General features: G+C 59.8%; 21 protein-coding genes and 1 pseudogene. 13 read left to right on the top strand and 9 right to left on the bottom strand.

The window, feature by feature from the left end; genetic code table 11:
• Window positions 1-87 precede the first annotated feature (87 nt).
• Window positions 88-2,010, top strand: a complete 1,923-nt coding sequence (locus L6D81_RS24630) for an acetyl-CoA hydrolase/transferase C-terminal domain-containing protein (RefSeq protein ID WP_236182285.1) — start codon at window positions 88-90, stop codon at window positions 2,008-2,010.
• A 68-nt stretch (window positions 2,011-2,078) separates the two neighbouring features.
• Here L6D81_RS24630 and L6D81_RS24625 read toward each other — a convergent pair whose 3' ends face one another.
• Together L6D81_RS24625 and rep are read right to left on the bottom strand one after the other, a co-directional pair.
• Window positions 2,079-2,651, bottom strand: a complete 573-nt coding sequence (locus L6D81_RS24625) for a xanthine phosphoribosyltransferase (protein ID WP_003229440.1) — start codon at window positions 2,649-2,651, stop codon at window positions 2,079-2,081.
• A gap of 57 nt (window positions 2,652-2,708) precedes the next feature.
• Entirely contained in the window at window positions 2,709-4,718 is a 2,010-nt protein-coding gene (gene rep / locus L6D81_RS24620; RefSeq protein ID WP_011336539.1) for a DNA helicase Rep, read from the bottom strand.
• 264 nt (window positions 4,719-4,982) lie between these two features.
• Here rep and L6D81_RS24615 point away from each other — a divergent pair, with 264 nt between their 5' ends.
• Window positions 4,983-6,653 carry a putative bifunctional diguanylate cyclase/phosphodiesterase gene (locus tag L6D81_RS24615; RefSeq protein ID WP_236182284.1) on the top strand — a complete coding sequence of 557 codons (1,671 nt, stop codon included), beginning with the start codon at window positions 4,983-4,985 and terminating at the stop codon, window positions 6,651-6,653.
• A gap of 41 nt (window positions 6,654-6,694) precedes the next feature.
• On the opposite strand, the gene L6D81_RS24610 is transcribed toward L6D81_RS24615, so the two are convergent.
• Complete coding sequence (locus tag L6D81_RS24610) at window positions 6,695-8,089, bottom strand: NorM family multidrug efflux MATE transporter (RefSeq protein ID WP_236182283.1); 1,395 nt, start codon at window positions 8,087-8,089, stop codon at window positions 6,695-6,697.
• 159 nt (window positions 8,090-8,248) lie between these two features.
• Between L6D81_RS24610 and L6D81_RS24605 the strand changes: the two genes are divergently transcribed.
• Together L6D81_RS24605 and L6D81_RS24600 are read left to right on the top strand one after the other, a co-directional pair.
• Complete coding sequence (locus L6D81_RS24605; protein ID WP_236182282.1) at window positions 8,249-9,169, top strand: LysR substrate-binding domain-containing protein; 921 nt, start codon at window positions 8,249-8,251, stop codon at window positions 9,167-9,169.
• 182 nt (window positions 9,170-9,351) lie between these two features.
• A complete protein-coding gene (locus L6D81_RS24600) occupies window positions 9,352-11,328 on the top strand; it encodes a methyl-accepting chemotaxis protein (RefSeq protein ID WP_236182281.1) in 1,977 nt (658 codons plus the stop codon).
• Window positions 11,329-11,432: 104 nt separating this feature from the next.
• Here L6D81_RS24600 and L6D81_RS24595 read toward each other — a convergent pair.
• Window positions 11,433-12,293, bottom strand: a pseudogene (locus L6D81_RS24595) (YifB family Mg chelatase-like AAA ATPase); the annotation flags it as partial.
• Between the two features lie 200 nt (window positions 12,294-12,493).
• Here L6D81_RS24595 and L6D81_RS24590 point away from each other — a divergent pair.
• On the top strand, window positions 12,494-13,897 hold the full coding sequence (locus L6D81_RS24590) for a hypothetical protein (RefSeq protein ID WP_236182280.1): 1,404 nt from the start codon (window positions 12,494-12,496) through the stop codon (window positions 13,895-13,897).
• Between the two features lie 387 nt (window positions 13,898-14,284).
• Entirely contained in the window at window positions 14,285-14,749 is a 465-nt protein-coding gene (locus tag L6D81_RS24585) for a hypothetical protein (protein WP_236182279.1), read from the top strand.
• Here L6D81_RS24585 and L6D81_RS24580 read toward each other — a convergent pair.
• Window positions 14,742-15,050, bottom strand: coding sequence for a hypothetical protein (locus tag L6D81_RS24580; protein ID WP_236182278.1), 309 nt, complete (start codon window positions 15,048-15,050; stop codon window positions 14,742-14,744). The genes L6D81_RS24585 and L6D81_RS24580 overlap by 8 nt on opposite strands.
• 113 nt (window positions 15,051-15,163) lie before the next feature.
• Here L6D81_RS24580 and L6D81_RS24575 point away from each other — a divergent pair, with 113 nt between their 5' ends.
• The 6 genes from L6D81_RS24575 (at window position 15,164) to L6D81_RS24550 (ending at window position 20,315) form a co-directional block, all read left to right on the top strand.
• Window positions 15,164-15,385, top strand: coding sequence for a helix-turn-helix domain-containing protein (locus L6D81_RS24575; protein ID WP_236182277.1), 222 nt, complete (start codon window positions 15,164-15,166; stop codon window positions 15,383-15,385).
• A gap of 33 nt (window positions 15,386-15,418) precedes the next feature.
• On the top strand, window positions 15,419-15,637 hold the full coding sequence (locus L6D81_RS24570; protein ID WP_236182276.1) for a hypothetical protein: 219 nt from the start codon (window positions 15,419-15,421) through the stop codon (window positions 15,635-15,637).
• Between the two features lie 198 nt (window positions 15,638-15,835).
• The gene (locus L6D81_RS24565; RefSeq protein WP_236182275.1) at window positions 15,836-17,515 is read left to right on the top strand and encodes a Mu transposase C-terminal domain-containing protein; all 1,680 of its coding nucleotides are present in this window, start codon (window positions 15,836-15,838) and stop codon (window positions 17,513-17,515) included.
• A gap of 2 nt (window positions 17,516-17,517) precedes the next feature.
• Window positions 17,518-18,426, top strand: a complete 909-nt coding sequence (locus tag L6D81_RS24560) for a TniB family NTP-binding protein (protein ID WP_000393453.1) — start codon at window positions 17,518-17,520, stop codon at window positions 18,424-18,426.
• Between the two features lie 20 nt (window positions 18,427-18,446).
• Entirely contained in the window at window positions 18,447-19,640 is a 1,194-nt protein-coding gene (locus L6D81_RS24555) for a TniQ family protein (protein WP_156867124.1), read from the top strand.
• Window positions 19,641-19,700: 60 nt separating this feature from the next.
• Window positions 19,701-20,315: a recombinase family protein gene (locus L6D81_RS24550; protein ID WP_010981357.1), complete on the top strand. Its 615-nt coding sequence runs from the start codon at window positions 19,701-19,703 to the stop codon at window positions 20,313-20,315.
• A gap of 38 nt (window positions 20,316-20,353) precedes the next feature.
• Here L6D81_RS24550 and L6D81_RS24545 read toward each other — a convergent pair whose 3' ends face one another.
• The 4 genes from L6D81_RS24545 to merB form a co-directional block, all read right to left on the bottom strand.
• Window positions 20,354-20,557: a DUF3330 domain-containing protein gene (locus L6D81_RS24545; protein ID WP_005413391.1), complete on the bottom strand. Its 204-nt coding sequence runs from the start codon at window positions 20,555-20,557 to the stop codon at window positions 20,354-20,356.
• 132 nt (window positions 20,558-20,689) lie between these two features.
• Window positions 20,690-20,926 (bottom strand): broad-spectrum mercury transporter MerE, encoded by a 237-nt coding sequence (merE, locus tag L6D81_RS24540; protein WP_005413392.1) that lies wholly within the window; start codon window positions 20,924-20,926, stop codon window positions 20,690-20,692.
• Window positions 20,923-21,288 carry a mercury resistance co-regulator MerD gene (gene merD, locus L6D81_RS24535; RefSeq protein ID WP_000995361.1) on the bottom strand — a complete coding sequence of 122 codons (366 nt, stop codon included), beginning with the start codon at window positions 21,286-21,288 and terminating at the stop codon, window positions 20,923-20,925. Before merD ends, merE begins: the two co-directional genes overlap by 4 nt.
• A 111-nt stretch (window positions 21,289-21,399) precedes the next feature.
• Entirely contained in the window at window positions 21,400-22,038 is a 639-nt protein-coding gene (gene merB / locus L6D81_RS24530; RefSeq protein ID WP_000761850.1) for an organomercurial lyase MerB, read from the bottom strand.
• Window positions 22,039-22,106: 68 nt separating this feature from the next.
• On the opposite strand from merB, the gene L6D81_RS24525 reads away from it, so the two are divergent.
• Entirely contained in the window at window positions 22,107-22,541 is a 435-nt protein-coding gene (locus tag L6D81_RS24525) for a mercury resistance transcriptional regulator MerR (protein WP_010981353.1), read from the top strand.
• The last annotated feature ends 37 nt before the right edge of the window (window positions 22,542-22,578 follow it).

Raw genomic sequence — 22,578 nt, 5'->3', positions numbered from 1 at the left:
GCGATTCAGGCCTGAGGCTGTTCTTTGCAGCAAACAACCGGCAATCTCGGTCGTACCTCTATTCACGGAACGGGCAGGAGGCTTCAGATGGTGCAGTTGTGTTCGATCGAACAGGCGGTGGACGATGTGCTGGCGCGGTTGCCGGCGCACATCCACATGGGCCTGCCGTTGGGGCTGGGCAAACCCAACCCCTTCGTCAACGCGCTGTACCGGCGGGTGGCCGGATTGCCCGAACGTCAGCTGACGATCTACACCGCCCTGTGCCTTGGCCGTCCTGCCTTGGGCGACGGTTTGCAGAAACGCTTCATCGAACCTTTCGTCGAGCGGGTATTTGGCGATTACCCGGAGCTGGAATTCCTCGCCGACCTGCACCGCGACAGCCTGCCGGCCAACATCCGCATCGAGCAATTCTTCATGCAACCCGGCAGTTTGCTCAACTGTGCACCGGCCCAGCAGGACTACGTCAGCAGCAACTACAGCCACGCCGCCCGCGACATCAACGCCGCCGGGCTGAATCTGGTGGCGCAGTTGCTCGCCAGCAGCAGCGAACATCCCGATTGCCTGAGCCTGAGCTGCAACCCGGACATCACCCTCGATCTGTTCCCGATGATCGCCAAACGCCGGGCGGCGGGGGAAACGATCCTGCTGGTCGGGCAGGTGCACACCGAGCTGCCGTACATGCCGGGCGATGCCGAAGTCGACATCGATACCTTTGACCTGCTGATTGACGAGAAGGACAGCAGCACGCTGTTCTCCACGCCGAACATGCCCGTGGGTTTTCAGGATCACTTCATTGGTTTGCACGCCAGTACGCTGGTGCGCGACGGCGGGACTTTGCAGATCGGCATCGGTTCGATGGGCGATGCGCTGACCGCTGCGTTGCTGGCGCGTCAGGCCGACAATGCCGAATACCAGGACTTGCTGGCCGATGTGAACCTCAGCCAATGGGCGCAGTTGATCGAACGCGAGGGTGGTATCGAACCGTTCGCCAAGGGCCTGTACGGTTGCAGCGAAATGTTCGTCAACGGCCTGCTGGTGCTGGCCGAAGCCGGGATCATCCGGCGCAAGGTCTACCCGGATGTGCAGACCCAGCAGCAGGCTAACGCCGGGACCCTCGACGAGACGGCGCAAACCGATGGCATCTCGATCCATGGCGGTTTCTTCCTCGGACCGCGCAGTTTCTATGAACGCTTGCGTGAATTGCCGCTGAGCAAACGCCTCGAATTCAACATGACCCGCATCAGCTACATCAACGAGCTGTACGGTCAGGAAGAGCTCAAGCGCCTGCAACGTCTGGATGCGCGGTTCATCAACACGGTGTTCACCATGACCCTGTTGGGCGCGGGGGTGGCGGACCAGCTGGAAGACGGGCGGGTGCTCAGTGGCGTCGGCGGCCAGTACAACTTCGTTGCCCAGGGCCATGCGCTGCACGATGCGCGCTCGATTCTGCTGCTGCGCAGCTGGCGCGAGTCCGGCGGCGATGTCAGTTCGAACATTGTCTGGGAGTACGGCCACTGCACGATTCCACGGCACCTGCGCGACATCGTGGTCACCGAGTACGGCATCGCCGATTTGCGCGGCAAGTCGGATGCGGTGGTGATCGAGGCGCTGTTGAACATCAGCGACTCGCGCTTCCAGCAAGGCCTGATCGAACAGGCGCAGAAGGTCGGCAAGCTGCCAAAGGATTTCCGTCTCGATCCGCGCTTTACCGACAACACCCCACAACGCTTGCAGGCGATTGCCGCACGGCATCCGAACCTGTTTCCGGAGTATCCGCTGGGCTGCGATTTCACGGAGGTCGAAAAGGATTTGTTGCGGGCGCTGAACTGGCTCAAGAGCAAGTTCAAGCTGACCGAGATTCTGGAGTTGGGCAAGGCCGCGCTGGACGCGCCTCAGGCTTCGCTGTATCCGGAACATCTGGCGCGCATGCAGCTCACCAGCCCGGAAGGTCTGAAAGAAGACCTGTTTCAGCGGTTGTTGCTCACTGGTCTGAAGGCCAGCGCGCCATAACTGTCCACCCCAAAACAACGGTGGGAGCCAGCAAACGGGCTCCCACATAAGTCCTGCGGTGTTGCGGGTTACTCGATGAAAGTCACCACGCCATCCTTCAGCGACTTCACGCGAGCCAGCGACTCGACGCGGTAACCCTGGGAATCCAGCTCCGCACGGCCGCCCTGGAACGACTTCTCGATCACGATGCCCAGGCCTGCGACAGTGGCGCCGGCCTGCTTGATGATCGAGATCAGCGCCTGGGATGCCTTACCGTTGGCCAGGAAGTCGTCGATGATCAGCACGCGGTCGCTGCTGGTCAGGTGACGCGGGGAGATGGCCACGGTGCTTTCGGTCTTTTTGGTGAACGAGTAAACGGTCGCCGACAGCAGGTTTTCAGTCAGGGTCAGGGACTGTTGCTTGCGGGCGAAGATCACCGGTACACCGAGGTTCAGACCGGTCATGATCGCCGGAGCGATGCCCGAGGCTTCGATGGTGACGATCTTGGTGATGCCCGAATCCTTGAACAGCGTGGCGAATTCGTCGCCGATCAGCTTCATCAGGGCCGGGTCGATCTGGTGGTTCAGGAAGGCGTCGACCTTCAGGACCTGGTCGGAAAGCACAATGCCTTGTTCGCGGATTTTCTGGTGCAGGGCTTCCATGAAGCTGTCCTCTGTTGGCGCCTTGTGCGCCCTAAGGTTTTAAAAAAGTGGTCAATTCTAGCGCTTTAACATCGCGCGTATATCGGCCAGTGCGCTATTGCCCCGCACGGCTTTGACTTCGGTCGGTGTGTCGTCGTTGCCTTCCCAGGCCAGATCGTCCGGCGGCAGCTCATCGAGGAAGCGGCTTGGCGCGCAGTCGATGATCTCGCCGTACTGTTTGCGCTTGGCGGCGAAGGTAAACGCCAGGGTCTGGCGCGCGCGGGTGATGCCCACGTAGGCCAGGCGGCGTTCTTCTTCGATGGTGTCGGCTTCGATGCTGGAGCGGTGCGGGAGGATTTCCTCTTCCATGCCCATGATGAACACGTAAGGGAATTCCAGGCCCTTGGACGCATGCAGGGTCATCATCTGCACGCCTTCGGCGCCTTCTTCCTCTTCCTGCTGACGTTCCAGCATGTCACGCAGGACCAGTTTGCCGATGGCGTCCTCGACGGTCATTTCGCCGTCTTCGTCTTTTTCCAGAGTGTTCTTCAAGGCTTCGATCAGGAACCAGACGTTGCTCATCCGGTAGTCCGCAGCCTTGTCGCTGGAGCTGTTGGTGCGCAGCCAGTTCTCGTAGTCGATGTCCATGACCATGCTGCGCAGGGCGGAGATCGGGTCTTCGCCGGCGCACTGCTCGCGCACCTTGTCCATAAAGCGCTTGAAGCGCGACAGGCGATCGGTGAAGCGGCTGTCCAGATGTTCGCCCAGGCCGAGTTCGTCGGTGGCGGCGTACATCGAAATCTTGCGTTCGGTGGCGTAGTTGCCGAGTTTTTCCAGGGTCGTCGAGCCGATCTCGCGGCGCGGCACGTTGATCACCCGCAGGAAGGCGTTGTCGTCGTCCGGGTTCACGATCAGGCGGAAGTAGGCCATCAGGTCTTTCACTTCCTGACGGCCGAAGAAGCTGTTGCCGCCGCTCAGGCGGTACGGCACCTGATGGTGCTGCAGTTTCAGCTCGATCAGCTTGGCCTGGTAGTTGCCGCGATAGAGGATTGCGAAATCGCTGTACGGGCGGTCGGTGCGCAAGTGCAGGCTGAGGATTTCCATGGCCACGCGCTCGGCTTCGGCGTCTTCGTTGCGGCAGCGGATCACGCGGATCTCGTCGCCGTGGCCCATCTCACTCCATAGCTGCTTTTCGAATTCGTGGGGGTTGTTCGAGATCAGCACGTTGGCGCAGCGCAGGATGCGGCTGGTGGAGCGGTAGTTCTGCTCCAGCATCACCACTTTCAGGGACGGATAGTCGTCCTTGAGCAACATCAGGTTTTCCGGCCGCGCGCCGCGCCAGGCGTAGATCGACTGGTCGTCGTCGCCCACCACGGTGAACTGGTTGCGTTTGCCGATGAGCATTTTCACCAGCAGGTATTGGCTGGCGTTGGTGTCCTGGTATTCGTCGACCAGCAGGTAACGCACCTTGTTCTGCCACTTTTCGAGGATGTCGGCGTGCTCTTCAAAGAGTTTTACCGGCAGCAGGATCAGGTCGTCGAAGTCCACCGCATTGAACGCCTTGAGCGTGCGCTGGTAATGGGTGTAGACGATGGCGGCGGTCTGTTCCTTGGGGTTGCGGGCGTTTTCCAGGGCCTGGGCTGGCAGGATCAGGTCGTTTTTCCAGGCGCCGATCATGTTCTTGATCTCGTCGACGCCGTCGTCGCCTGCGTATTCCTTCTGCATGATGTCGGTCATCAGCGACTTGACGTCGGTTTCGTCGAAGATCGAGAAACCGGGTTTGTAGCCCAGCCGTTCATGTTCCTTGCGGATGATGTTCAGGCCCAGGTTGTGGAAGGTGCAGACCGTCAGCCCGCGGCCTTCACCTGGACGCAGCAGGGTGCCGACCCGCTCCTTCATCTCGCGCGCGGCCTTGTTGGTGAAGGTCATGGCGACGATGTACTGGGCGCGGATGCCGCAGTTCTGGATCAGGTGCGCAATCTTGCGCGTGATCACACTGGTCTTGCCGGAGCCAGCACCGGCGAGCACCAATAGAGGGCCGCCGACGTAGTTCACGGCTTCTTGCTGCCGGGGATTGAGTCGGGACATACGAAAATTCGGGAGTCGTTGACGAAATGGGCCGGCATTTTAACAGGCTCAGCGATTTGTGCTGCTCTCTCCGACTTGTGACGCAGCACGCGATTCAAATTTGCCGGTTTTGTTACTTTCACGCAGGATGCGCGGTGATTTTGCGGCTAATGTTCTCATTCGTGACACAAAATAACGGTTTGATAACCGTTGTCGTTTGGTCATTGGTTGCCGCAACGGCATAATGCCCGCCGCCCACATCATTGCAGAGTCTAGGGAGTCAGCTTGACTACGCCTGTCGAACCCTTGCGTTTGCTGCTACTGGCCGAAGAGCCAGCGTGGACAGCGTTATTGCGCGAGTGTCTGGCTCCGTTGGGGAGTGCGGCGGTGCTGATCAGCGCGCCGAACTGGGAGTCGGTCAGCAGCCTGTTCGAAGACAACCGCCACGCGGTGTTGTTGACCGTTCCCGCGTTGCAGCCGGCGCCCGGCCGCTGCAGCCTGCCGACGGTGTTGCTGCTGGAGCACGAACCGGCGACCGCGCCCGACGGCGTCAGCGACTGGCTGGTATTCGATGCCCTCGATCCCGGCATGCTCCGGCGTTGCCTGCGCCATGTGCGCGAACGCGGCGTGCTGGAAAACACCCTGCAACGCCTGGCCGAGCAGGATCCGCTGACCGGCATCGCCAACCGCCAGGGCTTCCAGACCCTGCTCACGGCCCGTCTGGCCGAAAACGATGGCCGCGGCCTGGCCCTCGGGCACCTCGATCTCGACAACTTCCGCCACGCCAATGACGCCCTCGGCCACCAGGCCGGCGACCGCCTGATCCTGCAAGTCGTCGCACGGCTGAAAAGCCAACTGGAAGTCGGCGATCAACTGGCGCGCCTGGGCAGCGACGAATTCGCCCTGCTGATCGACACCCGCCGCGCCCCGCAACGGGCCGAATGGATGGCCGAACGCATCACCGAAGCCTTGGCCGAACCTTATTGGGTCGATGGCGAAAGCCTGTTGATCGGTTCCAGCCTGGGCATCGCCCATGCCCGCGCCCAGGGCGGCGCCGATCCGCTGATGTGGCATGCGCACATCGCCATGCAGCAGGCCAAGAGCACCCAGGGCTGCACCTTTCACATCTTCAACGAGCGGATCAACCGTAACGCGCGAAGCATGGCCGACCTCGAAAGCGAGCTGCGCCGGGCCTTGCGCCGTGACGAGCTGGAGCTGCATTACCAGCCGCGCCTGAACCTGCAGGACGGCCAGATCGTCGGCCTCGAAGCGCTGGTGCGCTGGCGCCACAGCGAGCGCGGCCTGCTACCGCCGAGCGAATTCGTGCCGCTGGCCGAGCAGAGCGGTCTGATCGTGCCGCTGGGTTACTGGGTGATTTCCCGGGCCCTGCGCGACATGCAGGCCCTGCGCGAGCGCGGTCTGCCGGCGCTGCACATGGCGATCAACCTGTCGTTCCGCCAGTTCCAGGACAGTCAGTTGTTGCCGACGCTCAGCCGACTGATCGCCGAGCGCGGTGTCGAGGCGCAGTGGCTGGAATTCGAACTCACCGAAACCGCCGTGATGCGCCGCAGCGACCTGGTCAAGCAGACCATGGACGCTCTGGGTCGCCTCGGCGTGCGTTTTTCGCTGGATGACTTCGGCACCGGGTTCTCGTCGTTCGTGCACCTCAACAGCCTGCCGATCACTTTGCTGAAGATCGACAAGAGCTTCGTCGGCGGCATGGAGCAACGCGAAGAGAACCGCAAATTGGTGCACGCGATGATCAATCTCGCGCACAACCTGCACCTGGAAGTGGTGGCCGAAGGGGTGGAAACCCGGGAGCAGCTGGATTTGCTGCGTGGGTTCGGCTGCGATCAGGTGCAGGGCTATCTGATCAGCAAGCCGTTGCCGTTGGCGGAGCTGGTTGAGTACCTGATGGCTGATGCCAGTCAGCCGCCGCTGGGGATCGTGGTTTAGCCTCAAATCCCTGTGGGAGCAAGCTCGCTCCACAGGGAAACTCACTCGGCCTGGGCGATCTTGAAGCCTTGAGCATGCGGCTCGAGCCGAATCATCCGCTTCATCTTCCATTCGAACGCCAGCGTCAGGCTCACCGCCGCACAGGCCAGCCCCAGCGCCAGCCCCCACCAGACGCCGGTCGGCCCCCAGTGCAGATGGAACGCCATCAGCCACGCCGCCGGCGCACCGATCAGCCAGTAGCAACCGAGCCCGACCAGAAACGTGGTCTTGGCATCCTTGAGTCCACGGATGCAGCCCATGGCAATCGTCTGGGTGCCGTCGAACAGCTCGAACCACGCCGCCACGGCCAGCAGGCTCACCGCCAGACGAATCACCTCGGCAAACGCCGGGTCGTCATGGTCGAGGAACAAACCGACCAACTGATTCGGCAGCAGCCAGAACACCATGGCAAAGCACAGCATCGCCACTGCGCCGAACGTAATGCCGACCCGTCCCGACATCCGCGCATCCATCAATTGCCCGGCGCCGTAATGCTGGCCGACGCGCATGGTGATCGCATACGACATGCCCGCCGGGACCATGAATGCCACCGAGACGATTTGCAGGGCAATCTGGTGTGCCGCCAGTTGCGTGCTGCCCATGGTGCCCATGCACAGCGCCGCGAAGGCGAACAGGCCGACTTCCACCGCATAGGTGCCGCCAATCGGCAGGCCCAGGCGCCAGAGCTCTTTCAGGTACTGCCGGTTCGGCCGCGACAGGCCTTCGCGCAGCGGGTAGGCGTCATAGGCCGGATGCCGGCGAATGTGCCAGGCCAGTGCCAGTGCCATGCAGTTGGCAACAATCGCCGTGACCAGACCGATACCGGTCAGTCCGAGTTTCGGCAGGCCGAACATGCCGGTGATCAGTGCGTAATTGAGCAGGAAGTTGGCCACCGTTCCGGCGAGACTGATGACCATCACCGGTGTCGCCCGGCCGATAGCGCTGGTGAAACCGCGCAGGGCCATGAAGCTCAGGTAGCCGGGCAGGGCGAAGGGCAGGGCGATCAGAAATTGCCCGGCGGCGTTGACGTTGGTTTCGGTCTGGCCGAACAGCAACAGCACCGGTTTCAGGTTCCACAACAGCAGCCCGGCACCGAGCGCCATCAACCACGCCAGCCACAGTCCGGCCTGGGTCAGCCGGGCAGCGCCGATGATGTCGCCAGCGCCCTGACGAATCGCCACCAGGGTGCCGACCGCCGCGATCACGCCAATGCAGAAGATCGACACGAACGAATAACTCGCCGCGCCCAGACCGCCGCCGGCCAGCGCTTCGGGACTGAGGCGCGCCATCATCAGGGTGTCGGTCAGCACCATCAGCATGTGCGCCAACTGCGAAGCAATCAACGGCCCCGCCAGCCGCAGGATGGCCCAGAGTTCGGTGCGCACAGGTTGTTGCATGAGGTGGGTGCCTGTTGATCGATTTGTAGGAAAAGTCCGTCGATTCTCGGCGCTCGTACCGCTTTGCACAAAGGGATAAAAAGGATGGGTGGCATGATTAAAACTCATCCTGCGGCGATTCTGCTAAGTTGGCGCAATCCCGCCATAGGAGCGCTGTGCATGTCCCGTCGTCTTCCCCCCTTGTATGCCCTGCGCGCATTCGAAGCGGCGGCCCGCCACAGTTCGTTCACCCGGGCTGCCGAAGAACTGTCGATCACTCAGAGTGCAGTGAGCCGGCACATCCGCACGCTCGAAGAGCATTTCGCCTGCCGGTTGTTCCACCGCAGCGGGCGCAACCTGCAATTGACCGAGTCGGCGCGGCTGCTGCTGCCAGGCATCCGCGAGGGGTTCGCTGCACTTGAGCGGGCCTGCAATACCTTGCGTGCCGAAGATGACATCCTGCGCATGAAAGCCCCGTCGACCCTGACCATGCGCTGGTTGCTGGCGCGGCTCAGTCGCTTCCGGCATCTGCAGCCAGGCAATGAGGTGCAACTGACCAGCGCGTGGATGGACGTGGATTCGGTGGACTTCAACAACGAGCCCTTCGATTGCGCGGTGCTGCTCAGTGACGGACATTTCCCGCCGGACTGGGAAGCCAGCCTGCTGTTTCCGGAGGAGCTGATTCCGGTCGGCGCGCCGAACCTGCTCAACGATCAGCCCTGGGACGTGGCGCGGCTGGCCAGCGCCGAATTGCTGCACCCGACGCCGGATCGTCGGGACTGGCGCAGTTGGCTGGAGCACATGGGGCTGTCGGATCAGGTGTCGCTCAAGGGCGGGCAGGTGTTCGATACCCTCGAACTGGGCATGATCGCGGCGGCTCGGGGCTATGGGGTGTCGATGGGCGATCTGCTGATGGTGGCGGAGGATGTCGCGCAAGGACGATTGAGCCTGCCGTGGCCGACGGCGGTCGCCAGCGGACTGAATTATTATCTGGTGTGGCCGAAGACCCGTCCGGGAGGTGAACGTTTGCGCCGCCTCAGCGACTTCCTGCAAGGGGAAGTCCGCGCCATGGCGCTGCCGGCGGTCACGCGCTTGAGCTGAATCGTTCGAGCCTGCACAATGCCGGCCTTTGGCCATAACCCTGCTGTTCGCTCAAGTATTCGGTTTTACCGCCGAATACGTGCATGTGGAACCGTCGTGCCGGTCTCCACGATTCACCCCACTATTAGAAAATTTCCGAGTCAGGATCAAGGAGGATCCCGAGGCTCGGCCAGGAGCTGTCCATGTCTCAACCTCGCGCTCGGATCGCCTCGCAGCTGGGCCTCGCGCTCGCCGTGATACTGGCGATAGTCATCAGCGGCAGTACGGTGTTCGCCCTGCGTTCGCTGGACACCGCCAACCTCGCCACTCGTGAGGAGCACCTCGCCAGTGAAGCGCGTCTGCTCGCCGACCAATTGAGCACCTTCCACGGCACGCTGCGCGAAAGCACCCAGCGCCTGAGCGGGTTGTTCGAGAAGCGCTTCAGCGCCGGTCTGAGCATTCACCCGAGCGAGCCGGTCAATGTCGCTGGCACCCAGACGCCGGGCCTGCACCTGGGCAGCGAAGTGTTGAACAACAACTTCAAGGAAGTCGACGAGTTCAAACAGATGACGGCCGGTGTCGCCACGCTGTTCGTGCGCAGCGGCGAAGACTTTGTGCGGGTCAGCACCTCCCTGACCAAACAGGATGGCACCCGCGCCATTGGCACCTTGCTCGACCACGCCCATCCAGCCTATGCGAAGTTGATGGCGGGGCAAGGGTACGTCGGCCGCGCCTTGCTGTTCGACCGTTCCTACATGACCCAATACACCCCGGTGCGTGACAGCAGCGGCAAGGTGATTGCGGTGTTGTTCGTCGGCTTCGATTACACCGACGCGCAAAACGCCCAGTTCGACAACCTCAAGCGCTTCCGCATCGGCCAGACCGGCTCGCTGGCGCTGCTGGACGAGAAGAATCAGTGGCTGGTCGCGCCGGCAGGCGTGCAGGCGCTGGATCAGGCGATTCCTGTGGTCAACGATTTGGCGAAGGCGCCGGGTAAAGGCCGGTTCTGGAGCGACAAATCCGAAGATTTCTACAGCATCGCCGTGCCGTTCGAGGGTGGACCGTGGTCGGTGGTGGCGAGCATGCCGAAGGCCGAGATCCGCGCGGTGACCTGGAGCGTCGGTACCCAACTGGCCATCGGCAGCCTGCTGGCGATGTTGCTGGCGGTCGGCTCCGTGGTCTGGTTGCTGCGCAGCAAACTGGCACCGTTGAGCGATCTGGTACGTCAGGCCGAAGCCTTGGGCGCCGGTGATCTGAGCGTGCGTCTGAGCGTGTCGAGCAACGACGAGATCGGTCAGCTGTCGCGCGCGTTCAACCAGATGAGCCAGGCCCTGTCGACCATGGTCGAGCACATCCGCCGCGCCTCGGAAGAGGTCAACCGTCGGGCTCAAGCCCTGTCCGGCCTGTCCGGTGGTGCCTACGAAGGCATGGAGCAGCAGTCCGGCGAGATCACCAGCATGGCCGGCGCGGTAGAGGAGTTCTCCGCCACTTCGCTGAACATTGCCGACAACATGGGCAACACCCAGCGTCTGGCCCAGGAAAATGCCCAGCAGACCCAGATCGGTCGCACGTCGATGGAAGAAGCGTCTTCCTCGCTGGAGCAGATTGCCGGCGCACTGAACACCACCGCGACCGTGATCAACACGCTCGGTCAGCGCTCTCAGGAAATCGGCGGCATCGTCAGTGTGATCACCTCGATTGCCGAACAGACCAACTTGCTGGCACTCAACGCGGCCATCGAAGCGGCCCGTGCCGGTGAACAAGGTCGCGGCTTTGCCGTGGTGGCCGACGAGGTGCGCAGCCTGGCCTCGCGTACCCGTCAGGCGACGGATGAAATTTCCAGCATGATTCACAGCATTCAGCAGGAAACCGGCAACGCCATCAGCAACATGGAGCAAGGCAACCTGCTGATGCAGGAAGGCCTGTCGCGTAACGCCAATGTCGCCTCGGCGCTGGCGCGGATCGATGAGCAGAGCCGTTCGGCCGGACAACAGTTTGCGGCGATCACCACCGCGACCCAGGAACAGAGCAGCACCGCGACGCTGTTGAGCAGCAATCTGCAGAGCATCGCGATGGCCAACAGCGAGCAGCGCGAAGTGGTGTCGAACCTGGCCATCACCGCCAAGGAACTGGAAGGCCTGGCAGCCGACCTGCGCCAAGAGGTCGACCGTTTCCGTTAAGCCGCCTTCGAAACAGTTATCGCGAGCGGGCTCGCCCCCCACAGGATTTGCGTTGGACCTGTGAGCGAGCCTGCTCGTGTTTGGGCTCGCCACAATCTCGGCATTCACTGAGTCGTCGGCCGATACTGCAACGCTTCGGCCAGATGCTCGCGACGGATATCTGCGCACTTTTCGAGATCCGCCAACGTCCGCGCGACCTTGAGCAGCCGGTGCGCCGAGCGCAGCGACAAGGTCAATCTTTCGCACGCGGTCTCCAGCCAGGTTTCATCGGCTGTGGATAACTTGCAGTGCTTCTTCAGCCCCGGCAAATCGAGAAACGCATTGGCGCAGCCCTGGCGTTTTTGCTGACGCTCGCGGGCTTCGGCGACCCGCGTGGCCGCGCTGGCGCTGTCCTCACCCGGTTTCACCGCCGGGTTCAGCGCTGTCGCCTCCCGCGCCACCGTCAGGTGCAAATCGATCCGGTCCAGCAACGGCCCCGACAGTTTGTTGCGATAGCGCTGCACCATGTCCGGCGTGCATGAGCACTTGCCGCTCGGTTCGCCAAGATATCCACAGGGACAGGGATTCATCGCCGCTACCAACTGGAATCGTGCGGGAAACCGCACGCGCTCTTTGGCCCGTGCGATCACGATGCAGCCCGACTCCAGCGGTTCGCGCAGAACCTCGAGCACCTTGCGATCAAACTCGGGCAGCTCATCGAGAAACAGCACGCCGTGATGAGCGAGGGTGATTTCGCCGGGTTGCGGTTTTGAGCTGCCACCGACCAATGCCGGCCCGGAGGCCGAGTGATGGGGTTGGCGGAACGGGCGTTGCGGCCAGTGAGTCAGCGGCGCTCCACTGGCGACGGATTGAATCGCTGCCACTTCCAGCGCTTCACTCTCGGCCAGCGGTGGCAGCAACCCCGGTAATCGACTCGCCAGCAACGTCTTGCCCGTCCCCGGTGGCCCGCTGAACAGCAGGTTGTATATAGATACAAAACAAACAAATCGAAAATCATTCAAGTTTCAATAATTCGTGGGGCAGTTGTTTGCTTCGCCCAACTCGAGTTAATCTCCGTTACTCACGTGGTCACTTCCGTAACGGCGTTAATACTTAAGAAGTGACAGTTTAGTTGCTCTGGCGGGATAGTCAGAATTACATATGAAGTACAGTTGAGGGGTGGCGGATGGGTGTGGATCAAGGAAGTTCGATAAAGCAAAAAATTGTGCTCTTTATAGGTAATGCAGATTATGAAGGGGTAACTGCAAAGCTGAAGACTGTCGGGACACCATATAAAAGAAAAATGCTAGAATCTCGCCCCGATAACTGGAAGACGATAATTTCTATTTTTCATGAGTATGATGTGTCTTGTGTGGTCGCGAAGCTGACGAGTGCAACATTTCACGTTCTTTGCAGGCCTCAATATAGTGAGGTAAGGAGGGAGCTACTAGAGTTGATTTCTGGAAAGCCAAACCTGCTTATGGCTCATGAATCTATATTGATTGGAGATCGGGAAAAGTCGACCTCCGAGCATGTTCATCAATCTTATGATTTTGACCCCGACCTAGTCGATGACTATGAGTATGAACTTTCCGACTATAGTGAGATGTTTGTCTCTCCTTCGACTGAGATAGTGGATGAAGTTGTTGAATTGTTTTCTGAATATGGAATGATAGTTGTTCCTTATAGGAAAAACGTAGAACTTGTTGTGGTTGCATCGTCGTTCGTCGAAAAAAATGAAAGCAACTTAATTTTTAGAATTTATGTTCCTTCTGAGCGAATGTGGGCAAATGAAGCGGAGAAGCTACTACAGTTGTTTCGCGAGTATTTGCAGAAAGTTTCTGGTTTGAATGTCCGGCATGATCAATACCGAACAAATCAGGGAGTTGTGTATGAATTTTTCGGTGGCGAAAGCTTAGAGTCGAACTCGTTGCCTCAAAAGTTCAATGAATTTTCGACGTTTATGGAGATGTGCGTCACAAACCCCCACGATGCACAGTTTTTGTTGGCCTCTTCTCATCTTAATAAAATTGAAGTGTTCGATTTGGTTGAAAGGTACAGCAAGGAGGCGAGAAGACTTCATGTTGATATAAAACAAGAACGTGAAAGAAAGCTTCTCGCTATAAGACACGGCTTGGAGGCTGAGCTTGCTGAGTACGTAAGAACAGAGCAGGACTGGAGTGTAATTAACCGTTTGGTAGAAAGTAGTATACCTGCTGCAAGTGGTGTACTGTCGTCATTGACAATTGATCGACATCCTCTGCCTGAAATTAATAATAACCTAACATTCAATATCAATTCCCAGATCATCGAGAAAATTAACGGAGTGGTCGCTCAGCAAATACATGGAAATCAGCACTTGGGGGTAGATGGAAAACAGTTGCTTGAACTTATTGAGCAATATGGGGCAGCTAACAAGGCTGCTCTCGCGTCGGCCGTGCATGAGTTGGCGGATGAAAGTGCTAAATCTGAAGATAGGATTTCGGCGAAACAAAAGCTGAAGGGTTTTCTCTTTTCGATAGGGGGGAAGATTGGAGATGTGGCTACCGGTGTTCTTCAGACTTACATTGAGCAGCAAATAGGGCTATAGAGTTTGTTGGTTGCGTCGGTGAATTTCACTGGCGCCTCCCATCTGCGTAATTGTTTGGTTTGGCACAAACCCAAAAAAAACCTGATTTAACCGCTATAAAACATGTGGTTTTTATCGATGACGGAGAGTACCGAAGCGCGAAAGCCCCCGGTTTTATGGACGAACGCTTGACAGAGGCCTGATTGCGAAACGGTTTTTGAGTTTCCCGCACTACTAATGCATAATTTTCACAAAATTAAGCCTCAGAATGGTTCCCTTCGGCCTCGGTATAAGCCAACGCTGGCGCTGTCTCCGGTGTCTAATGGTCAGCCGGATTTGCTGTTCAATCAATCAGCAAGTATAGGAGGGGAACTCCAAGTATGTTCATCAGTGAGGAGGTATAGAGGGATGAGTGAATCCAGTGAAGACAAGACCAAGAGAAAGTACTTGGCTGTACTCCGTTCCTACCAATGGTCATATCAACATTCCATCTTCTATGATGACCCAGAACAAAGTCATGCGTTGCTTGATCACATGGTGAAATTCAAACAGACACTCCGTAGGCGGTGTCCTGATCAACCCTTTCTCATCAGGGTTCAAATGTTGAAAAAAGGGGGGAGGCCGTTACAAGCCTACCTGACCATCTTCACAACCGAGAAAGTCGAAGACCTTCGAAATATGGCGAATAAGGTCTTTCCTACGGTCATGAATGTTCTGGGAAAGAAATTGTCTACCGAGAAACTTGATCAGATTGCAACTGCTATCGAGAAACAGAAACCACACGATCTCTCTAAATTGTTTGGTAAACAGGGAGTCAATCGGTGGTCTGTGCTTAACAAGCATTTGTTGCTGCCGTCTGGAGCGACTATCTGAAGTAGAAAAACAAAAACGCTACCACCAAAATCACGAAAATTACTCGCCCTTGAAGCACGTCAGAGTTCAATTGGTCATTCTTGATCTGCTTGTAAGTCTCGTTATCACTCAAGCCTTGCGTCTTGTAGTGCATGATTTGATTGATTTGCTTATCGATCCTTTTGTTGTGGGCGTCGTTGCTTCGCATGGTGATGCCCCACACGATCAACCAAAGACCTCCAGTCAGCACTGTCATGATCACGTGCAGGATGTGATTGGTTTTCTTCTTCTGGGTGGTCAGAACAAACAGTTTTTCGTTCATGGGGCGTCCCTGTCAGGTGCAAGCTGGGTGAGCATTGAGCATACCAATGTATCAGTTAGTGTGTCACCAGTTGGTGTGTTCACGATTGGAGCACGTCCCACCATCATTCGGGCATGCAGCCAAATCAAAATCTGAGAAAGGGCTTCGGCCAACGAATCCGAGAACTACGCACCAGTCAGGGCTTCAGTCAGGAGGCTTTCGCTGATAGGTGCGGGCTCGTTCGTACGTACATGTCACGAATTGAGACGGGCACAGCCAACCCCAGCCTAGATGCGGCCAAGGTGCTTGCTGATGGGTTGGGAATGACCCTGTCAGAGCTACTACAAGGGCTCTGACGGCTTCTACACACAAACTCAAGGAAATGAGCCGTGCCAGACAACACAGAAGCCCATATAGCCACAGCGGACGTACTAACCCTCCTGCTGCACAACCAGCACGCACTTGCAGCAGCGATTGAAGAAGTAGCCCTGTGGGTTAGGGCCAATGGTTCCAGTGACGTGCATGAGAACGCAGTCACTGCATTGCAGACTCTCGATGTGAATGCATCAGCAATCACCGCTGGAATTCTCAAGCTTCGCCAATCCTGATCATTGTATTCAATTAGGTACACCCTATTGACCTTATGTCGGTGAATACAGAATCTGTCATTTTCAGAAGACGACTGCACCAATTGACGGGGCGTAACGCCAGATGTGCAGGCGACTCCTGACAACGCAATATCAGAAGTCATCTGCACCAATCTCGACTATGCTCAATACTCGTGTGCACCAAAGCGAGGTGTGAGCATGGCGTCAGACACATCATTGATTGCCGAGCAAGGCGTGGCCACCCTGCCCGATGCGGCTTGGGCGCAGGCCCGGCAACGGGCGGAAATCATCGGGCCGCTGGCAGCGCTTGATGTGGTCGGGCATGAAGCCGCCGATGCCGCTGCTCACGCGCTTGGCCTGTCCAGGCGGCAGGTGTATGTCCTAATCCGCCGTGCCCGGCAAGGTGCTGGGCTTGTGACGGACCTGGCTCGCAGCCGATCCGGCGGCGGAAAAGGCAAGGGACGCTTGCCGGAATCAGTTGAGCGCATCATCCGCGAGTTGCTGCAAAAGCGCTTCCTGACCAAGCAGAAGCGTAGCCTGGCAGCGTTCCACCGCGAGGTCGCGCAGGCTTGCAAAGCGCAAAAGCTGCGGGCGCCGGCGCGCAACACCGTGGCTCTGCGGATCGCCGGCCTCGATCCGCTCAAGGCCACTCGCCGCCGGGAAGGTCAGGATGCGTCCCGCAGCCTGCAAGGTGTCGGTGGTGAGCCTCCCGCCGTGACCGCGCCACTGGAACAAGTGCAGATTGATCACACGGTCATCGACCTGATCGTGGTGGACGAGCGCGACCGGCAACCGATTGGCCGTCCGTATCTGACCATCGCCATCGACGTGTTTACCCGCTGCGTGCTCGGCATGGTCGTCACGCTGGAAGCGCCGTCATCTGTTTCGGTCGGCCTGTGCCTTGTGCATGTCGCCTGCGACAAGCGTCCCTGGCTGGAGGGTCTGAACATAGAAATGGAGTGGCCGATGAGCGGCAAGCCCAGGCTGCTCTACCTGGACAACGCGGCCGAGTTCAAGAGCGAAGCGCTACGCCGAGGCTGCGAGCAGCATGGCATCCGGCTTGACTATCGCCCGCTCGGGCAGCCGCACTACGGCGGCATCGTGGAACGGATCATCGGCACGGCGATGCAGATGATCCACGAATTGCCAGGGACGACCTTCTCCAACCCTGACCAGCGCGGCGACTACGATTCCGAAAACAAGGCCGCCCTGACGCTGCGTGAGCTGGAGCGCTGGCTCACATTGGCGGTCGGCACCTACCACGGCTCCGTGCACAACGGCCTGCTCCAGCCGCCGGCAGCGCGCTGGGCCGAAGCTATCGCGCGGACCGGCGTGCCAACCGTCATCACTCGCACCACGGCTTTTCTGGTCGATTTTCTGCCCATCATCCGCCGCACGCTGACCCGCACCGGCTTCGTCATCGACCACATCCATTACTACGCCGATGCGCTCAAGCCGTGGATAGCTCGGCGCGACCGCTTGCCTGCGTTCCTGATCCGGCGCGACCCGCGCGACATCAGCCGCATTTGGGTGCTGGAGCCGGAGGGGCAGCACTATCTGGAAATTCCATACCGCACCTTGTCGCACCCGGCTGTCACCCTCTGGGAACAACGACAGGCGCTGGCGAAATTGCGGCAGCAAGGGCGCGAACAGGTGGATGAGTCGGCGCTGTTTCGCATGATCGGCCAGATGCGCGAAATCGTGTCCACCGCGCAGAAAGCTACGCGCAAGGCGCGGCGCGACGCGGATCGACGCCAGCATCTCAAGGCAACGGCAGTTCTTTTCAAAACCACGCCACCACCGGACGCGGACATGGCTGACCCGCAGGCAGACAACCAGCCACCTGCCAAACCGTTCGACCAGATTGAGGAGTGGTAGCCGTGGAAGAATATCCCATCATCGACTTGTCCCACCTGATGCCGGTGGCCCAGGGCTTGGCCCGTCTTCCGGCGGACGAACGCATCCATCGCCTTCGCGCTGACCGCTGGATCGGCTATCCGCGAGCAGTCGAGGCGCTGAATCGGCTGGAAGCCCTGTATGCGTGGCCGAACAAACAACGCATGCCCAACCTGCTGTTGGTCGGTCCAACCAACAACGGCAAGTCGATGATCGTCGAGAAATTCCGCCGCACCCACCCGGCCAGCTCCGACGCCGACCAGGAGCACATTCCGGTACTGGTCGTGCAGATGCCATCCGAACCGTCGGTAATCCGCTTCTACGTCGCGCTACTTGCCGCGATGGGCGCGCCATTGCGCCCGCGCCCACGGCTGCCGGAAATGGAGCAATTGGCGCTGGCACTGCTACGCAAGGTCGGCGTGCGCATGCTGGTGATCGACGAATTGCACAACGTCCTGGCCGGCAACAGCGTCAACCGCCGGGAATTCCTCAACCTGCTGCGTTTCCTCGGCAACGAGCTGCGCATCCCGCTGGTCGGGGTCGGCACACGCGATGCCTACTTGGCGATCCGCTCGGACGACCAGTTGGAAAACCGCTTCGAGCCGATGATGCTGCCGGTGTGGGAGGCCAACGACGATTGCTGCTCACTGCTGGCCAGCTTCGCGGCTTCGCTCCCGCTGCGGCGACCCTCGTCGATTGCCACGCTGGATATGGCCCGCTACCTGCTCACGCGCAGCGAGGGCACCATCGGCGAGCTGGCGCACCTGTTGATGGCGGCGGCCGTCGCTGCCGTGGAGAGCGGTGAGGAAGCGATCAACCATCGCACGCTCAGCATGGCCGATTACACCGGTCCCAGCGAGCGGCGGCGGCAATTCGAGCGGGAACTGATGTGAAGCCAGCGCCACACTGGCCACTGCATCCGGCTCCCAGGGAAGGCGAAGCCTTGTCTTCGTGGCTCAACCGCGTGGCCCTTTGCTATCACATGGAGGTGTCCGAGCTGCTGGAGCACGATCTTGGTCACGGCCAGGTTGATGACCTGGACACCGCGCCACCACTGGCGCTGCTGGCGATGCTCTCCCAGCGGAGCGGCATCGAGCCGGACCGGCTGCGTTGCATGAGTTTCGCCGGCTGGGTGCCTTGGCTACTGGACAGCCTTGATGATCAGATTCCAGATGCATTGGAAACCTATGCGTTCCAGCTCTCGGTGCTGCTGCCGAAACTCCGCCGTAGGACGCGATCCATCACGAGCTGGCGTGCCTGGCTGCCCAGCCAGCCGATACATCGCGCCTGCCCGCTCTGTCTGAACGATCCGGAGAACCAAGCCGTACTGCTCGCGTGGAAGCTGCCCCTGATGCTGAGCTGCCCACTGCATGGCTGCTGGCTGGAATCCTATTGGGGCGTGCCAGGGCGGTTTCTCGGCTGGGAGAACGCCGACGCCGAACCGCGCACTGCCAGCGACGCGATTGCGGCGATGGACCAGCGTACCTGGCAGGCACTGACGACCGGCCACGTGGAGTTGCCGCGCCGACGCATCCACGCCGGATTGTGGTTTAGGCTGCTACGCACGCTGCTCGATGAGCTGAACACCCCGCTTTCGACGTGCGGCACCTACGCGGGGTATCTCCGCCAAATCTGGGAATGCTGCGGGCATCCGCTGCGTGCTGGGCAAAGTCTGTGGCGACCGTATGAAACCCTGAACCCGGCAGTACGGTTGCAGATGCTGGAGGCGGCGGCAACGGCAATCAGCTTGATTGAGGTGAGGGATATAAGCCCGCCAGGCGAGCACGCAAAGCTATTCTGGTCCGAGCCCCAAACCGGGTTCACCAGTGGCCTGCCGGCGAAAGCGCCGAAGCCCGAACCCGTCGATCACTGGCAGCGTGCAATCCAGGCCATTGATGAGGCCATCATTGAAGCACGACACAACCCCGAGACGGCACGCTCGCTGTTCGCGTTGGCTTCCTATGGTCGGCGCGACCCCGCTTCCTTGGAACAGTTGCGCGCCACCTTCGCGAAGGAAGGCATCCCCCCGGAATTTCTGTCACATTATGAGCCTAGCCTACCCTTTGCATGCCTTAGACAGAATGACGGGTTAAGTGACAAATTTTGACGTGCAGAGCTTCCCGATGCAAACTGTCACATAATCGAACGTATATGTGACAGGTACAAGATGCTGATTGGCTACATGCGAGTATCGAAGGCGGATGGCTCCCAGGCGACGGACTTGCAGCGCGATGCGCTGGTCGCGGCCGGTGTTGATCCGGCGCATCTCTATGAAGACCAAGCGTCCGGAAAACGCGAGGATCGTCCCGGTCTGGCGAGCTGTCTGAAGGCACTACGGCCAGGCGACACGTTGGTCGTTTGGAAACTGGATCGGCTCGGGCGCGACCTGCGCCATCTGATCAATACCGTCCATGACCTGACCGGACGCGGCATCGGCCTCAAGGTGCTGACCGGGCACGGCGCGGCCATTGACACCACGACCGCCGCCGGCAAGCTGGTCTTCGGTATCTTCGCCGCGCTGGCCGAGTTCGAGCGCGAGTTGATCGCCGAGCGCACCGTGGCGGGCCTGGCCTCAGCACGGGCACGCGGCCGGAAAGGCGGCCGGCCGTTCAAGATGACCGCCGCCAAGCTGCGGCTGGCGATGGCGGCAATGGGGCAGTCAGAGACCAAGGTCGGCGACCTGTGCCAGGAACTTGGCATCACGCGGCAGACCCTGTATCGGCATATTTCACCCAAGGGCGAGCTACGTCCAGATGGCGAGAAGCTACTCAGCCGAATTTGATGCCGACATGAGGCGACGTAGCGAAAGCGTGGTTTGTCTCAATTTGACGGCGGCGAACCGCAAGCGTTCGGTTCGCCGCTCGTTTCGGTCGCAGTGCTGGCCCGCGCCTGGAAACGTTGATAACACTCCAGCCCGCAGAAGTGCTCGACGTACTCCGCGCCTTCCGGTGTGAAGGCGGCATCGAGCGGAATTTCCTTGCAGCACACGCAGCAACTGGTGGCGGTCGGATCATTTGCATTCATGGTGGCACCCCTCCATTGACTGACGAAGACGGCGAATGCCGCCGCCGGCATCGGCTTTGCGAACAGAAAGCCTTGCCCGCGCTCGAACGCTTGGGCCCTCCGCCGTAGTCCATCCATCCGGCCGGGAAGCGCTCATGATCTTTCCCTGAATGCCCGCAACGCCCGCGCCAGTGACAGAAGAAACAGGCCGGTCAAACCGAGCGCCGTGATGACCCAATACTCGACAAGGAATGCACCGGCGGTTGTGCCGGCCAGCACGGCAGCGAGGATGGACAGGTGGCAGGGGCAAGTCAGCACGGCCAGCGTGCCCCACAGGTAGCCGGTGAACGGTTTGTGCGTCTCGGCCGGCATGCGCTCGGGGCTGTTCATGGCAAACTCTCCGCATGCTGTGCCGGCGCGGTCGGCATGGCGGCCAACTGCACTTCCAGATTGGCCAACGCTTCGCGCCGGCGTTCGACGAACTGACGCAGCACAGCAAGCTGCGCGGCAGTTTCATCGCAGTTCGCCGCATCCAGCGCCCGGCACAGCCGCGCCAATGCGCCGAGGCCGATGCCCGCCTCGAAGGCGGCCCGCACGAAGCACAGTCGCTGCAAGGCGGCGTCATCGAACAGGCCGTAGCCACCCGTGGTGCAGGCGACTGGCCGCAGCAATCCGCGCAGCAGGTAGTCGCGCACGATATGCACGCTCACCCCGGCATCAAGGGCCAGCCGGGACACCGTGTAGGCGTTCATCGAACACCTCCTTTTGGTCGGTTCACGGCAATGCATATACCGTTTCGCCGAGTTCAATCCGCGCGCTGCGAATCCGATGCCGGTGCCGTAGAACATTGGGTCGATATCCGATCACGGTGTCCTAGATGACATGGTCTGCAACAGATGTCGATTAAACTCCTGGCCCAAGCCGAAAGCCTCGTGGACACTGACGATCGCCAATCCTTCCAATCCTTGATGCTTGGAGGCCCAGTCTTCCGCCGTCGGGACAGATGCAAAGAAATGTACATGGCAACAGAAGGACTGACGAACGTCGGCTGCTTCCTGCGGCAATACCAAGGACACCGCCATGCCGGCAGGTTCGACAGCCTGTATCTCGCTGGGTGAAACCGTGAGTGAAACGGGTGCTCCGGTTGCAGCGCAATGCGATGAGACGCGAGCTGTACGGCCGATCAGCGCCGGAAATATCAAGGTGTCCAGCGCGCACCAGGCATACAGACGGCGGTCGTCAATTTCAAAGACATACGAAGTCTCGCGCAAGGTGAGGCCGTAGCCGATGATGTTCCCATCTTTGTCATATTCGGTACTGGTGGCCTGTTCGAGTACGGCGGCCACTCGCTCAGCGGGCCAGTCGAGAATCCCGGCAAGTGTCGTTCGTGAAACCGGACGCCCCTTGGCGAGTTCCCGCAGTAGCGGGACCAAGAGATCCGCAGTACCATTGGTACGATTGACCGAAGTGAGACGTTCTAAAATATATGGGGCGAGCTTCATGGTTCCATCTCCTATTTGAATTGGATAGCGTAACCTTACTTCCGTACTCATGTACGGAGTCAAGCGGTATGGAAAATAATTTGGAGAACCTGACCATTGGCGTTTTTGCCAAGGCAGCCGGCGTCAACGTGGAGACCATCCGGTTCTATCAGCGCAAGGGCTTGTTGCCCGAGCCGGACAAGCCCTATGGCAGCATTCGCCGCTATGGCGCGGCGGACGTGACACGGGTGCGATTCGTGAAATCGGCCCAGCGGTTGGGCTTCAGCCTGGATGAAATCGCCGAGTTGCTGCGGCTCGACGATGGCACCCACTGCGAGGAGGCCAGCAGCCTGGCCGAGCACAAGCTCCAAGACGTGCGCGAGAAGATGGCCGATTTGGCGCGCATGGAGGCTGTGCTGTCTGACCTGGTGTGCGCCTGCCATTCGCGGCAGGGGAATGTTTCGTGTCCGCTGATTGCGTCGTTGCAAGGTGGAACGAGCTTGGCAGGGGCTTCCACAGCTTAGCGTGCTTTATTTTCCGTTTTCTGAGGTGCCCCCTACC

Source organism: Pseudomonas sputi, assembly GCF_021603585.1.
In the GTDB taxonomy this organism is placed as follows: Bacteria; Pseudomonadota; Gammaproteobacteria; order Pseudomonadales; family Pseudomonadaceae; genus Aquipseudomonas; species Aquipseudomonas sputi.
This window is presented reverse-complemented; position numbering and strand designations above follow the sequence as displayed.